Origin of the sequence: Phaeobacter sp. G2 (assembly GCA_025163595.1) — a bacterium.
Taxonomy (GTDB): Bacteria; Pseudomonadota; Alphaproteobacteria; order Rhodobacterales; family Rhodobacteraceae; genus Pseudophaeobacter.
Map to the genome: position 1 here is coordinate 55,862 of CP104102.1, position 14,145 is coordinate 70,006.

Consider the following 14,145-nt stretch of genomic DNA (forward strand, 5'->3'; position numbering starts at 1 on the left):
GGATAACTGTTGGCCTCATCACACCTCCACAACCCCAGCATCCTCCAACTGTTCCCGATCGGGAAGATCGCGAAGGCTCTCCAACCCGAAGGCAACAAGGAACTGCTCGGTGGTGACGAAGGTATAGGGGGCCCCTCGCCGGGGCGACCTTGGCCCAGTCCCGATCAGGTTGCGTGCATGCAGCCGCCCGATCAGATCGCGACTAATCTCCTTGCCGAAGATATTGTCACTGTACCCTATTTAATCAGATTCTGCGGATTCAGCTCATTTTGGGGCGTTTTTGTACCCTTAATTACAATATTTCCACAGGCTTCACGCCTCAGGATTTGACACCATCTGAGCTTTTCCAGATTGCATCGGCGCGGGTCAGAAGCGCTTCACGGTTTGCGCCGGCGCCAAGTTCGGATATGGCCTGACGAGCTGCCTGCAGAGCGCTCACGGATGCACTTGGGGGGCTCGTTCCATGCGTCTTCCTGGTCGGATGCTCTGTTTTCCGCCGCCCAGGAAACCGCTGGCCAAGGTCCTGCGACAACCCACGGGCCTGCTCAATCACCCGACGATGTTGAGGAAAGGCGCGGCGCAACTCAAAGACCATCCGTTCGTTTCCACGTAGAATGATGGCAGCACCCAAAACGGGACGAGTCACGCTAACACCAACTGCGGCAAGCGCCATTAACCTTTCGCGCTCGTTCCCCGATGTGAGCGCCCTCAGGTTCCCGATCTCCAGAACTGCCATGAGATGCATGGTCAAATCCACCCGGCGCAACCGCGCGCGATTGTTCGTGGCGACAGCCGTCTTTAGGGCTTCCACGCCGCACAAAGCTCGAGCACGAAGTCTGCCTGACACATCTTTGGCTGGATAATTGGTTGCCAGAGCCTGACCGCAAGTTTCGCAGGTAATCGACCACGCCAAGCGCCAATGGCGAAGCACCAGATCGGGTATTTTCTCAACACACCTCGGACAATACTGGAAGTCATGCCACGACACGTATTGTACGCCGTGTTGCGTCGCATCCGGAAGGGTCATGGCCGCAATCTCATGCCGGGTCAGTTGAACTGCCGAGCAGAGGCGGGCCCAGTCTACCTGTCCGAGATCGTTGATACGCTCCGGCACCCTGCCCTGCCCCAAACCAAGATAGCCGCAAAGTTCTTCAGCGGAGCAGTGATTGGCCTTCGCCAATCGCCCGATCCAGCTGGACAGAAGCTCATCGCGTGCAGGCGGCGGTCGAAACGGTAGCGGTCTGACGGTCACCCGAATGCTGCGGCGGGTTGGCGAGGGATGTTCCAGGCATGCTTTGCCCAGACCGGCTGCCAGGACTGAACCGCCTCGTCGGTGATCCGCTCCTCACCTGTCTCGATCGCTTCTATGGCCAAAGACTTGATCATGATGAACACGCGCGATGTGACACCGCCGGTCACCTTCAGGATCGTCCGAAGCGACGCGACCGTCAGGCCAGACCGCTGTTCGAGCGCCATCGCGGCGATCAACGTCTGGATCAGACGGGAGAACTCTACGTCGTCTTCCCAGAGCGGCAGGTAGTGTTCGTCCAGCCGACGGGCCAGTTGGTCGTCACCGCGGACGGCCTCGAGGGCCTCGTTGACACCGAAAACGACAAGCGACGCGCAGAGATCGTTGGACAGAAACCGTAGCATGTTCAGGAACCGTCGTTGCTCCCGGTAACTGCCGGCAAGCAGGTTATGCACTTCGTCGATCATCAGCATCTTCAGGTCCATGTCCCGAAGATGGCTTAGCGCGCGCACCTCAAGCTCGGACACCGTGTGACGCCCCCACATCGGCGCCCCGATCGTCGACAGGATGTGTTGATAGAACCGGCGCTCATCCGGCGCGGGCGGCGCCTGAACCAGCAGGATGGGTGTCTTCGTGACGCCCAGTTCGGCATTGTACTGCGTCGGATACTTGCTGGCCATGCGTTTGGCGATCATCGTCTTACCGATGCCGGAGCTACCATAGACCATCAGGCCAGGCATCCGGCTCTGTTGCGGCATTTCCATAAGGGAGGTCAATCGGTTGAGAACAATCGTGGCACGGTCGAACGCGATCCAATGATCGCCGCGGATACGGTCAATTCTTTCTTCTGGGGTCATTAAACTCATCAATCTCATAGGTTGGCAGATCAGGGTTGCCTGTATCAATCGCGAACATTTCGCGCGATGGATCGCGGCGCGGTTGGTGCCGGGGAAGCCGAGCACCTCTTTCGTCTTCCAACCGGGCAGTCCGCGTCTTTTGGCGCGCTGCCTCAGCCAGCCGCCGCTGCGCGTCAATCAATTGGAATAGGACCCGCTCGTTGATCCGGCCACCATGTTTATCATGCCATTCTTTCCGCGCCCGCCGACTTTCCCAAAGCGATATACGCGGGTGGCTGAGATCCCGGTACCGGGCCGAGATCACGCGGCCATCATCGGTGATGACCCAGATCTGCGACAAGTCTCGCGGATCGTATTTCACCTGTACCTTACCCTGCCCGCGTCCGACCAACGACGCGAAGGCATCACTCCAGTAATTGACCCCGAAAAGCGTGATCCCAGTGCGTCCGAGCTGGCGCCACTCGAATGGCAGGAAGCTTGTCCGAAAGGCTTCTATGTCGACGACCTGCCGTCCCGCAGTATCCCCGCCCATGTCCGCCCATGCCGCAAGCGGCGTTCGTCCGAGAGCTTCGTGAACCGTATTGTGGTATCGGCAGATTTCCAGATGAAGCCAATCCTCAAACTCGATCAGTGTCAGGGCCGCATGCTTCTCACTGTCATAGTCGCCCTTCTCGACGATTGAGGAATGCGTAGTCCCGGGCAGCACATGAACGGCACCCATGGTCGTTCCGATCAGCCGTTCGACATGACCGCCATAGTGTTTGCCGCCAAGCGGACGATACTCGACAGTAATGCCCCAATCTTCGCAGGCCATTCTAAAGGCGTCACTGTGGAACTCCTGCGCATTGTCGACGTGGATCGCCTTAGGAATGCCGGCCGTCGGCCAAATCACCTCTTCCAGTGTTCCAGGGACGTGCACCGATTTCCGGCGCACACAGTGATCGAGACACAAGGCGATCGACAAGACAGATGGCTCATCGAAAGTGACATGGACCCCGAGAACGATCCGGCTCGCGACGTCGATGGCCACCGTCAGATAGGGGCGCGCAAGCGGCCGTCGATTGACGTGATCGACCAACGTGATGTCCGAAGTTGTATGATCGATCTGAACGACTTCCAGCGGGGCTGAAACTTCAAGTCGGCCAGGACGCGCGGCAAAGACCTTGTCAGCCGCCTCTGCTCCGCGCCGTTTCCGGAAGACCTCTCGCTTATCCATAGCGTCTAGACGTGCCTTGACCGTTCTCCGGGTCGGGGGCTGAAACCCCTTCGCCTCGCATTCGGCACGGATCTCGCGCCAGATGCGAAGAAAGCTCGAGCGCTCGCGGACCAGATAGTATCTTCGCAGGCTCTCATCGATGATGATTTCGACGTCTTCAGCAATCCGTTTCGATCCCGGTTTCGGCCCGCGACGGTCCAACTCCAACGCCGTGGCACGTGCATCGTTCTCTCTCAGACGTCGGTAGAGCGACCATGTGTGGCTTTTCGCCAAGCCCAGTTCCCAAGCGGCATCTCCGATAGCCGCGCTGATCGGCTCACCTCTCTTCTCAAGCTCCAGGATCGGCCGAAGAACCGCCGCACGGTGTTTCGCAAGACGCTCGTTTACCACGCAAATCCCCCTCCCCAATAGGTCGACACTTATCCACAACTCAGACCGTACGGCAATTAAGGGCACAGTATGCTAATTAACGGTACAATATGAAAATTAAAGGTACAAACCGCCATTGATTTCACGGGGCAATTTCAGGCCGGATTCTGATTAATTAGGGTACAGTGACACCCGGACTGTGTCGTAAGTTTGAACTGTTTTTCATGAATAATGCCTATTCAAGAACATTTTTCATGTGCTAGGAACGGATTTCATGGACGCTATGCTCTGCAGCAAAAATTCACGCCAAGGGAACGGAATTCATGCCATCGGACCAACAGGTACTTTTTTCGGGCCCGAGAACCGTTTTTCAGGAGCGTCGCCTTCCTGAGACCGCCACCTTGGCAGGCTACAGCGCACTGATTGACGCCTACAGATTGTCTGTGCCACTGCCCCGCAAACTTTCGGCAACTGGGAACCATCACCGGGTCGTTGAGGATGAGGTTTGGCGCATCCTGACGCCGCGCCACGCCCCGAGTGCAGACTTAGATGGCCACCTCACCTTCGCTCTCAAATACGAAGGGCTTGATCTTGCTGTCCTCGCGAAGCTGTTTGCGGCCACCGGGCCTGATGGCATTGTTGACATCGTGCGCAAAAAGCCGACCGGCAGCTACGCAAGGCGCATCTGGTTTTTGTTTGAATGGCTAACGGGAAGCCGACTGAATCTGCCAGATGCAGAGGGCGGTCGCTACGTGCCTGTCGTTGATCCCGACCAACAGTTCGCGACGGAAGGGGAAAACGCTCCCCGATATCGCGTTAAAAATAATCTGCCGGGAACCAGAGACTTCTGCCCGCTGGTCTTTCGCACGCAAAAGCTAGACGAGTTCATCGCGATGGACCTGGCCAGTCGAGCCCGCGCGGTCATCGCCGACGTCCCCCGGGACTTGCTCGCTCGGACGGCTGCCTTCCTTCTACTCAAAGACTCACGTTCCAGCTACGAGATCGAAGGCGAGCGTCCGCCACAAGACCGAATTCAGCGTTGGGGCCGTGCGATCGGCGAGGCCGGTCGCCAGCCGCTCGACCGCGATGAGCTGCTACGACTGCAACGGATCGTCATAGGTGATGCCCGGTTCATCAAGCTGGGTTTCCGCGACGAGGGCGGTTTTGTTGGCGAGCATGACCGCGAAACAAGGATGCCGTTGCCTGATCATATAAGTGCCCGGCATGAAGATCTTCCGTCCCTGACTGACGGGATGATCGCTTTTAATCACGGTGCGTCTCGGCACTCTGACCCGATCGTGTCCGCTGCAATCCTCGCATTCGGTTTTGTCTACATACACCCGTTTGAAGACGGTAACGGCCGGCTGCACCGCTACCTGATCCACCATGTTCTGGCGGAACGCGGCTTCAACCCACCAGGGGTGGTCTTTCCGGTGTCCGCCGCGATCCTAGAACGCATAGGTGAGTATAGAACGGTTCTTGAGAGCTATTCAGCACGACTGCTGCCGCTAATCGAGTGGGAGCCGACGGAGAAATTCAACGTTCGGGTCTTGAACGACACAGGCGATTTCTACCGCTTCTTCGACGCGACGCCACACGCAGAATTCCTCTATTCATGCGTCCAAAAGACAATCGAAGAAGACCTGCCGTACGAGACAGCATTCCTTCGAAGTTACGATGCATTCCGCAGCCAGGTCGAAGCCATTGTTGATATGCCTGACCGCACCATCGATCTGTTGTTTCGCTTCCTTCAACAGAACGGAGGCACCCTGTCGCGTCGCGCCCGAACCAATGAGTTCAAGGCATTGACCGACGACGAAACGGCACGAATCGAGCACGTCTTTGCAGAAATTATGGTTTAGATCGAGGTGGCCTTGCATGCACTTATCACGGATTGTGATTGAGAACTTTCGGAATTTTTCAAAACTGGACGTAGCCCTCGATGGAAACGTTGTTGTGGTTGGCGAAAACAAGGTCGGCAAAAGCAACCTGATGCATGCCCTCCGGTTGCTGTTTGATCCCTCTCTGCCCGACAGCGCCCGTGAACTTGGCCTCGCCGATTTCTGGGACGGCCTTGGGGGCCTGAAAGAAGACGACAAGATAGTCATTGGTGTCGAAATCGAAGAATTTGACACTGACCTCGATATCCTTGCTCTACTCACGGACTTCCGCCTCGACGATGACCCCGACACGGTCCGCCTGACCTACGAATGTCGCGCACGACCGGGATTGGGCCGTGCGCCAACATCGGATGACGACCTGGAGTTCATTTGTTTCGGCGGCGAAAGCGAGACGAAACGTTTCGGCCATGACCTCCGCCGCCGCCTGACCATGGACCTGTTGCCAGCTCTTCGTGACGCCGAAGGTGATCTCGCGGCGTGGCGCCGATCGCCTCTACGCCCGCTCATCGAGGAAGCTTTCGCCGACATCGACCAGGCAGATCTTGATGAGATCGGTGAAGCAATCGAGGAAGCTACCGAAAAATTGACGGCGTTCCCGAGTGTCGGGGATCTTGAGAAAGACCTCGGACAACTCTTTGCAGCCATGAGCGGCCCCAAGCAGGATGTCAAACCACGGCTTGGCTTTGGCGCCACCGATGTCACACGCCTTTTTCGCAACATAAGGCTGCTGATCGATGACGGCAGGCGGTCCATCAATGACGCAAGTCTGGGCTCGGCCAACATCATGTTCCTGAGCCTCAAGATGCTGGAACTGAGCAGGCTGATTGCGGAGAACCATCGCGATCATACGCTATTGGCCATCGAAGAACCTGAAGCCCACCTTCACCCGCATTTGCAACGATCAGTTTATCGCCACCTTTTTAAGTCAGTTGATAATCCTGATCAGCAGAAGCAAATGTCAGTGCTACTGACTTCGCACTCGCCGCATATTGCCAGCGTTGCCCCGTTGCGTTCCATTCTCTTGCTCAAAGAGAAAGCTGACGAGGGCACGACCGGCTGCTCTACAGCGTCGATAAGACTGACAGATGATGAGGTCGACGATCTCACGCGGTATCTGGATGTGACGCGTGCTGAGATGCTTTTCGCCCGCGGTATCATTTTGGTCGAAGGCGACGCAGAAAAATTCCTTGTCCCACTCTTCGCTGAGGCTCTTGGCTGTTCGCTCGATATGCTCGGAATTACCGTGTGCTCAGTCGCCGGGACAAATTTCACGCCCTATGCGAAATTTTTGACCTCCCTGGACATTCCCTTCTCGATCATTACAGATTGGGATCCAATGCCGAAGAGCAAATCCTTGGCCGTAAATCGAGGAATCAAACTTGCGGTCGCGATCGAGCGCGCCAGAACAAAAAAAATCCCAAGAGCGCTCGCAAAGGAATTGGAAGACATCGCCGAAAACAAGGATGAAGACGATCTCGCAGATCGCTTCGAAGATTTCGGCATTTATACGAACATCCGCACTCTTGAGACAGATCTGTACGAAGACGGGTTCGCAGCTGACATTCTCGACACGCTCAACGAAGGAAAATGGAGCAAGGCGAGACAAGCGCAGGTCGATGCCTGGATTGCTGATCACGACAGTATCGACCACGACCAGATGCTCAAGCTGATCGATGTGGTTGGGAAAGGGCGCTTTGCACAACGCCTTGCCTCTAAAATCGAAGGACGAAAGCCCCCGCGCTATATCGAAGATGCTATCCGACATGTGGTGAAACGTGTCTGACGCGTCCATCTACCTGAAAGCTGCCGAAGATCTACGGGCCAACCCTGCACAATGGGCAGCCTACGAATCCAAGGGACACTGTGTTGTCCTTGCTGGGCCAGGTAGCGGGAAGACAAAGACCTTGACCGTCAAGTTGGCACGTCTTCTGGCCGAAGATATTCAGGAGCCACGGGGCCTCGCCTGCATCACCTACAACAATGAATGCGCCCGGGAGCTCGAAACCAGACTATCAGCGCTCGGCATTGAGGCCGGAAGAAGAGCGTTTATTGGGACTGTCCACTCCTTCTCCCTTACACAGATCGTCCTACCGTATGCCAAGGCAGCCGACATGGGGCTCCCCGACGAGTTTTGCGTCGCAACCCGCGCGGAGCGGCGTCAAGCATTGGAAACCGCTTATAGGAAGGTGATTGGCGGGCGTGACAACCCACAACAGCTCGATTTCACGATGGGCACCTACCGTCGATCCATTCTGAACAGAAGCAGCGCGGAATGGCGTGAAACTGATCCCGAGATGGCCGCATTGGTTGAGGCCTTTGAGGCCGAACTCAGGGCAATGGGGCGAATTGATTTTGACGATATGCCTCTTCTGGCCGTCAGGGCGCTGCGCGAACATGAATGGCTGCAGCGCGCCATTCTCGCCAAGTACCCCGTTCTTGTTGTCGATGAATATCAAGACCTCGGAAGAGCGCTCCATCGTATGGTCATGGGCTTGTGTTTCAGCACCGGGATGAAGCTTTTCGCAGTCGGAGACGCCGACCAATCCATCTATGAATTCAACGGGGCGAACCCACAGCTTCTTCGCGAACTGGCGGCCCGTGATGACGTCGAATGTGTGCGGTTGCGACTGAACTACCGATCTGGATCGAAGATTGTAGAAGCATCCAATTTTGCGCTTGGCGAAGCGCGAGACTACAAGGCGCTTGACGATGCAGAGGAAGGCACTGTCTATTTTCACCCTCAGCAGGGTAGCTACGAACACCAGGCCGCAGAGGCGTTCAGGACAGTCATTGCTGACATCGCCAAACGACATCCGGATTTGGAGCCCGGAGACATCGCTATCCTCTACCCAGCTGCCTGGCTAGGTGACAAGGTCGCCGAAGTAGCCCAGCAGGTCGGCTTGTCAGTTATCAGAACTGATACGAACGCAATTTATCCTCGCGCGAGCCGCTTGATGCGCTGGCTGGAAAGCTGTGCGAAATGGTGTTCGGGCGGATGGCAAACAGGATCACCGCGTTTCAACCATCTGGTCAACGAAGGCGCACGCCTGTTCGCTGAAGAGATCAACACACCCGAGATGCGCCTCGCCTTCCAACGAGCGCTAATGCAATGCCTCTGGTCGCGGCGCGATGGCACCTTGGTACTGAGAAAATGGCTGTCAGATGTTCGCGCGGCAATCATCAAAGACCTGATGGTTAAGTGCCGCTCAATGAAAGATGAGGGCGAAACACTGGACACCTTCATCGCGCGCACCCAACCAGGCAAAGATTGTGAAGATATGACTGTCAGTCAGTTCGCCGGCCAAAGCGAAGGGAACGACAGCCTGCACCTTTCAACACTTCACAGTGCCAAAGGTCGAGAATTTCCGATCGTCATCATGTTTGGCATGGATCAGGGGAGCATTCCGAGAAACAATTCCACTGCGTCACAGAAGTTGGAAGCTCGACGCCTTTTCTACGTGGGATTTACGAGGGCAAAATCGGAAGTACATATCATGCATTCTATCTCGCGCCCCTCGCCTTTCGTGACCGAACTTGCTGCACGCCTCGATCAATAGCAAAACTGCCTAACGGCGAGAGCGGAAAGAGCTTTTGCTAGAAAGCCGATACCCATGGGCTATACAGTCGACGCGCGGCCATTTTACAGGGTACCCGGCTCAGCTGCACCTACCACGCCTGCGTCCACCAGCTGCTCCCGATCGGGAAGATCGCGCAGGCTTTCCAACCCAAAGGCGACAAGGAACTGCTCGGTGGTGACGAAGGTATAGGGGGCCCCTCGCCGGGGTGACCTTGGCCCGGTCCCGATCAGGTTGCGTGCGTGCAGCCGCCCGATCAGATCGCGACTGATTTCCTTGCCGAAGATGTCCTTGAGTCCGTCGCGGGTTATCGGCTGGTGGTAGGCGATAGCGGCCAGGACCGCGACGTCGAATTCACTCAAGTCCAGCAGTTGGTCGCCGACATCTGCCGCAGCGCGGATCGCGGGCGCGTAGACGGGTCGCGTCCGGAACATCCAGCCGCCGGCGACCTGGGCGATCTCGAAGGCCCGCCCCTCCAGATCGGCGGCGAGGTCCTCGACGAGCAGGTCAACCGAGGCCCCCTGCCCCACGACCCGCGTCAGGTCTTCGCGCGGCACCGGCGATGCAGAGGCAAAGAGCACCGCCTCTATCCGGCGCATCCATTCCCGCCAGCGCAGCTCCGGTGGCAAGTCAGTCAAATCGCGGTCAAGCTCGGCTTCAGGGCCATCCTTTGCCATCGCTACACCCCATAAAGCCGAAAGGTGTCGCGCCCGGTCAGCTCGCGCACCGCGCCGAGGTCGACCAGCCGGTCACAGAGCCGCCGTGCCGCCCGATCCGGCAAAGGCAAGGCCGACGGCGCCACGGCATCGCGGGTCAGGAACATCTCGACCGCGTCGACCGCGCCCTTGGCCCGCAGCTTGGGAGCGACCGCCTTCAGATGCGTCGCCCGACGCGCGAGGTCGGTGGCGAGGCGCACGGCCTCGACCGCCGATGAAATGAGCGCCCGATGACAAGCGATGCGCAAGTCGCCGCCTTGCTTGCGCAGGTCGGCACGTTTCAGGCCCGCGGCCAGCAGCGGCATGAGTTGATCCCAACCGAGGGCTTGGGCGAAGGCCGCATCCGCGAGGATCAACGCTGGCACTTCGGCATGGGGTGCCTCCGTCAGCACTGCCTCCTGCACCATCGCGGCACGGGTCACCGGCATCCCATTCCCTGCATCAAGACGCGCAGCAATCTGGCCGGGGTCGAGGCTCGGCAAAGCCCGACCCAGAGCCTTGATCGATACCGGTCGCTCCACCGCGTGCCGCCAGGCAAGGTAGGTTTCCCCCGCCGGTCCGGGCAGGTCGTCGGGCCTCAGCAGGTGCACGGCGTCGCGCAACTCCCCTAGCCGCTCCGACCGCCCCGAAAACCCCACGCAAGACTCGGCCGCGCGCAGCGCGAGGCGGTCCCGCAACAAGGCTTGGGGCACCGCCTCGTGTCCCAACACAAGATGCAGGTGGTTCAGCGCAGCGCCCGACAAAAACGCAACATCTTCAAGGGTTTCAGCACGCGTGGAGGTGACCCAGGCAGGCATCCGGGGTAAATTTTCGAGGCCGCTGATGTGATCCGGTAGGGCAAATGTCATGCTCAGACCCTACACTTGCGCGGCGCTTTTCGCCAGAAAATAGCGATCTAACCGCCCCTCGTTGCCGTTGCATTCAATGTCCAATAAGTTTGTATTATCGGACATCAATGAATATGCTCGGCGGCATGTCAGAAAACACCGAGAAATCGAGCTCAGAACCACCGATCGGGTCTTCGGCCAACGAGGACAACGAGAGAGATCGTCCTGACGGCGAGGGCTTGAGCCTGCCGTCCTTTGTGGCTGGCTCAGGCGCGCTCGATCGCCTGGTCGACACCGCCCGCAACTATGCGCGCGCGGCGGCGTCGGACAACACGCTGAAGGCTTATGCGAAGGACTGGACGCATTTCGCGCGATGGTGCCGGATGAAGGGCGTCGAGCCGCTGCCTCCGTCACCTGAAATGATCGGGCTTTATCTCGCCGACCTGGCGTCCGGATCAGGCTCCTCCCCTTCGCAGTCGGCGTCCCGACCCCTGTCGGTCAGTACGATAGACCGCCGCCTGTCCGGTCTCGCCTGGAACTACGCGCAGCGCGGCTTCAACCTTGATCGCAAGAACCGCCATATCGCCACCGTGCTCGCAGGGATCAAGCGCAAGCATGCGCGTCCGCCGGTGCAGAAGGAAGCGATCCTGGCCGAAGACATTCTCGCGATGGTGGCCACCCTGCCCTACGACCTGCGCGGGTTGAGGGACCGGGCGATCCTGCTCTTGGGCTATGCCGGCGGCCTCCGGCGCTCGGAAATTGTGAGCCTCGACGTTCACAAGGACGACACGCCGGACTCTGGCGGCTGGATCGAGATCTTCGACAAGGGTGCTCTACTCACCCTCAATGCCAAAACCGGTTGGCGCGAGGTCGAGATCGGCCGCGGCTCCAAGGACCATACCTGCCCCGTGCATGCACTCGAAGAATGGCTGCGCTTCGCCAAGATCGACTTCGGTCCGATCTTTGTCGGCACCTCGCGCGATGGCAAAAGGGCCTCCGAAGCGAGATTGAACGACAAGCATGTCGCTCGGCTGATCAAACGCACGGTTCTGGACGCCGGAATTCGGTCCGAGCTGCCCGAAAAGGACCGGCTCGCGCTGTTTTCCGGTCACTCCTTGCGCGCAGGGCTCGCCAGTTCGGCCGAAGTAGACGAGCGCTACGTGCAAAAGCAACTGGGACACGCCTCAGCCGAAATGACCCGCCGCTATCAACGCCGCCGCGACCGGTTCCGAGTGAACCTGACGCAGGCAGCCGGGTTGTGACCCCCTGCCAAAGAGCATTTCCAGTTACGAACGCATCGGTTTTCGCTGCCTCTGGCCTTTGGCTCGAACGCGAAGAACCGATCCTTATTGGCAATGAAAACTGGGAATGCTGTATCACGCTGCCTGCCCTCTGAGCCTGCCATAGAAGCTGCGCTCGAGATGCAACTCCCCTGCCCCGGCCTTCTCGACCATGCCGCGCAGATAGCCGCCCGGCGACGAAACCTCGCCCGTGCAATGCTTCTCGAAGACAAGCGCCAGCGCCGCTGTCGCCACCTGTTTGCCCAGCCGGTCCTGCGCCACGTTCCAAGCATGCTCGGACACTCCGATCATCGGCCTGAGTTGACCGGCAACACGATGCAGATCGCCCCAATCATTCAGGAACCCGCCCATATTGCGCGCCCAGGACGCGAATTCAGGACAGGCCTGCATCACAGTGGGCAGATCCAGCGCTGCGCGCTTCTTGCGCACCTCTGCCACCCACTATTCCAGCTCCCTATCAACCCGATCTTCGGGTTGCGCATTGGGCACCACGGCCGCGATTTCCTCATTTTCTGAGGAATTACTAGTTCCAGGATTAAGTTGGTTTGTAATTAGTATATGAGGGTCAGAAATGACCTCCCTGGGGTTCATTTCTTGAGTCTTCTCGGAAACTTGCTCCTTGGTTTCAGGCGTATTTTCCACAGGCTGGGTAGCCTCTGTTGCCTTGAGATAGGCCGCCTCGACACGCTTCTGGAGATCCTTGAACCAGCCCAGCAACCGTGCAAGCTGCTCAGAAGCTTCGTGGCGGCGCGGAAGCCGGTCCAATAACTCTTCGAAGAGCCCCGTGAACTGCGCCCAGGGCCCGCGCAGCGCGCTGCTGACGGCCGCCTCGATCCGAGCGCGGATCATACGGCGGGCAACCGTGATCTGGCGCTTCAGGCGCTGACAGAGTTCGCGCTCGGCCTGCAAATCGGCATGGAGCTCCTCGAACTCCTCGACACGCGCCGACAGCGGCGACAAATCAAAGCCATAGGCCTCGACGATGCGCCCCTCGGCGTCCCTGCGGTCCCACCACTTGCCGTTCGGGCTGTCCTGGAAGGAGATCACGCCAATCTCGGCCAGGCGTCGGGCATGGCGCTTGAGCGCGGAGAGCGAGAACCCCGTCTGCTCCATCAGATAGGCGTTCGACGCCCAGACGATAGGGCGTTGCCCCTCCTCCCAGTCTTGGGCCTGCGTAAAGGCCCCGAGCGTGTCGAGGAGCATCCTGTGGACCTGTCACGTTTTCGTGCCGCCCCAGGTGCTCGGTTAAGCCACTTTCCGTTCGAAGGCGACCGGGCTTTTCCAGCCCAATGCTGAGTGCCGTCGACGTGGATTGTAGAAGCCATTGATGTATTCGAAGATTGCCATCTCGGCTTGCCGCCTGGTTGCCCATGACCGCCGCCAGATCAGCTCGGCCTTGATGGTTTTAAAGAACGTCTCGACGGCTGCATTGTCATAACAATTACCTTTGCCGCTCATGGAGACTTTGAAGCCATGCTGGCGCAGGATCTTCTGGTAGTCATGGGAACAGTATTGGCTGCCGCGATCGCTGTGGAAGATGCAGCCTTTGGGTGGCGCTCGGAAAGCGATGGCCATTTTCAAGGCCCGGATTGCAAGGTCACGCTTCATGCGATTGCTGACAGCCCAACCAATGACACGCCGGGAATGCAGATCGAGGATGACGGCCAGATACAGCCAGCCCTCGCGGGTCCAGATATAGCTGATGTCGCCCGCCCATTTCTGGTTCGGCTGATCTGCTTTGAAGTCGCGATCCAGCAGGTTCGGGGCGATGTTGAAGGTATGATCGCGGTCCGTGGTCGCCTTGAACTTGCGCGTTCTTTCAACGGTGATCCCGTTCTCGCGCATCAGGCGGCCCACCCGGCGGTGCCCCACATCGATGCCAACTTCCTTCAGCTCTTCGGTCATTCGGGGCCTGCCGTAGCTGCCCAAGCTCAGACGAGACTGTTCCTTGATGTGGGCCAGGACGACCATATCAGTGCGCTGCCTGCGGCTGGCCGGACGGCTGCGGAAAGCCCGCAAACCGCGCGGGCTGACGTTCATAACTTGACAGAGCCGGTCAATCGGGAAGGCCCCACGCTGTTCTTCAACGAACCGAAACCTCATGGCTTTTGGCTCGCGAAGAACTGGGTGGCTT

11 protein-coding genes and 2 pseudogenes are annotated in these 14,145 nt (G+C 58.5%); 4 read left to right on the plus strand and 9 right to left on the minus strand.

The genetic code is table 11. The features are described 5' to 3' along the window. Window positions 1-18: 18 nt before the first annotated feature. The 4 genes and pseudogenes from N1037_20940 to N1037_20955 all read right to left on the minus strand — a co-directional run bounded on the left by N1037_20940 (window position 19) and on the right by N1037_20955 (window position 3,712). A pseudogene (locus tag N1037_20940) lies at window positions 19-222 on the minus strand (SMC-Scp complex subunit ScpB). A gap of 97 nt (window positions 223-319) precedes the next feature. Then, a complete protein-coding gene (locus N1037_20945; protein UWS81722.1) occupies window positions 320-1,180 on the minus strand; it encodes a TniQ family protein in 861 nt (286 codons plus the stop codon). A 68-nt stretch (window positions 1,181-1,248) separates the two neighbouring features. Then, window positions 1,249-2,106, minus strand: coding sequence for a TniB family NTP-binding protein (locus N1037_20950; GenBank protein UWS81723.1), 858 nt, complete (start codon window positions 2,104-2,106; stop codon window positions 1,249-1,251). Next, window positions 2,084-3,712: a Mu transposase C-terminal domain-containing protein gene (locus tag N1037_20955; protein UWS81724.1), complete on the minus strand. Its 1,629-nt coding sequence runs from the start codon at window positions 3,710-3,712 to the stop codon at window positions 2,084-2,086. The genes N1037_20950 and N1037_20955 overlap by 23 nt, the downstream gene beginning before the upstream one ends. A 302-nt stretch (window positions 3,713-4,014) precedes the next feature. Between N1037_20955 and N1037_20960 the strand changes: the two genes are divergently transcribed. Genes N1037_20960 through N1037_20970 form a run of 3 tightly spaced genes read left to right on the plus strand, consistent with a single transcriptional unit; the run spans window position 4,015 to window position 9,149 of the window. Beyond that, window positions 4,015-5,553, plus strand: a complete 1,539-nt coding sequence (locus tag N1037_20960; GenBank protein ID UWS81725.1) for a Fic family protein — start codon at window positions 4,015-4,017, stop codon at window positions 5,551-5,553. 16 nt (window positions 5,554-5,569) lie between these two features. Next, entirely contained in the window at window positions 5,570-7,375 is a 1,806-nt protein-coding gene (locus tag N1037_20965) for an AAA family ATPase (GenBank protein ID UWS81726.1), read from the plus strand. Next, window positions 7,368-9,149, plus strand: coding sequence for an ATP-dependent helicase (locus tag N1037_20970; GenBank protein UWS81727.1), 1,782 nt, complete (start codon window positions 7,368-7,370; stop codon window positions 9,147-9,149). Before N1037_20965 ends, N1037_20970 begins: the two co-directional genes overlap by 8 nt. 83 nt (window positions 9,150-9,232) lie before the next feature. On the opposite strand, the gene N1037_20975 is transcribed toward N1037_20970, so the two are convergent. Both N1037_20975 and N1037_20980 read right to left on the minus strand, forming a co-directional pair. Next, window positions 9,233-9,844, minus strand: a complete 612-nt coding sequence (locus N1037_20975; GenBank protein UWS81728.1) for an SMC-Scp complex subunit ScpB — start codon at window positions 9,842-9,844, stop codon at window positions 9,233-9,235. Between the two features lie 2 nt (window positions 9,845-9,846). After that, window positions 9,847-10,731, minus strand: a complete 885-nt coding sequence (locus N1037_20980) for a DUF1403 family protein (protein ID UWS81729.1) — start codon at window positions 10,729-10,731, stop codon at window positions 9,847-9,849. Window positions 10,732-10,844: 113 nt separating this feature from the next. Here N1037_20980 and N1037_20985 point away from each other — a divergent pair, with 113 nt between their 5' ends. Further along, window positions 10,845-11,972: a tyrosine-type recombinase/integrase gene (locus N1037_20985; GenBank protein ID UWS81739.1), complete on the plus strand. Its 1,128-nt coding sequence runs from the start codon at window positions 10,845-10,847 to the stop codon at window positions 11,970-11,972. 114 nt (window positions 11,973-12,086) lie between these two features. Here the strand turns inward: N1037_20985 and repC (N1037_20990) are convergent, their stop codons facing one another. From repC (N1037_20990) to N1037_21000, 3 genes and pseudogenes are all read right to left on the minus strand, one after another. Continuing rightward, window positions 12,087-12,440 carry a replication initiation protein RepC gene (gene repC, locus N1037_20990; protein UWS81730.1) on the minus strand — a complete coding sequence of 118 codons (354 nt, stop codon included), beginning with the start codon at window positions 12,438-12,440 and terminating at the stop codon, window positions 12,087-12,089. A gap of 12 nt (window positions 12,441-12,452) precedes the next feature. Further along, on the minus strand, window positions 12,453-13,214 hold the full coding sequence (repC, locus tag N1037_20995; protein ID UWS81731.1) for a plasmid replication protein RepC: 762 nt from the start codon (window positions 13,212-13,214) through the stop codon (window positions 12,453-12,455). Between the two features lie 42 nt (window positions 13,215-13,256). Next, a pseudogene (locus tag N1037_21000) lies at window positions 13,257-14,144 on the minus strand (IS3 family transposase). Between the last annotated feature and the right edge of the window lies 1 nt (window position 14,145).

Coding starts and splice junctions, on each gene's coding strand:
- N1037_20950 (UWS81723.1), bottom strand. CDS start 2,106: ATGACCCCAGAAGAAAGAATTGACCGTATCCGCGGCGATCATTGGATC.
- N1037_20960 (UWS81725.1), top strand. CDS start 4,015: ATGCCATCGGACCAACAGGTACTTTTTTCGGGCCCGAGAACCGTTTTT.
- N1037_20965 (UWS81726.1), top strand. CDS start 5,570: ATGCACTTATCACGGATTGTGATTGAGAACTTTCGGAATTTTTCAAAA.
- N1037_20975 (UWS81728.1), bottom strand. CDS start 9,844: ATGGCAAAGGATGGCCCTGAAGCCGAGCTTGACCGCGATTTGACTGAC.
- N1037_20980 (UWS81729.1), bottom strand. CDS start 10,731: ATGACATTTGCCCTACCGGATCACATCAGCGGCCTCGAAAATTTACCC.
- N1037_20985 (UWS81739.1), top strand. CDS start 10,845: ATGCTCGGCGGCATGTCAGAAAACACCGAGAAATCGAGCTCAGAACCA.
- repC (UWS81731.1), bottom strand. CDS start 13,214: ATGCTCCTCGACACGCTCGGGGCCTTTACGCAGGCCCAAGACTGGGAG.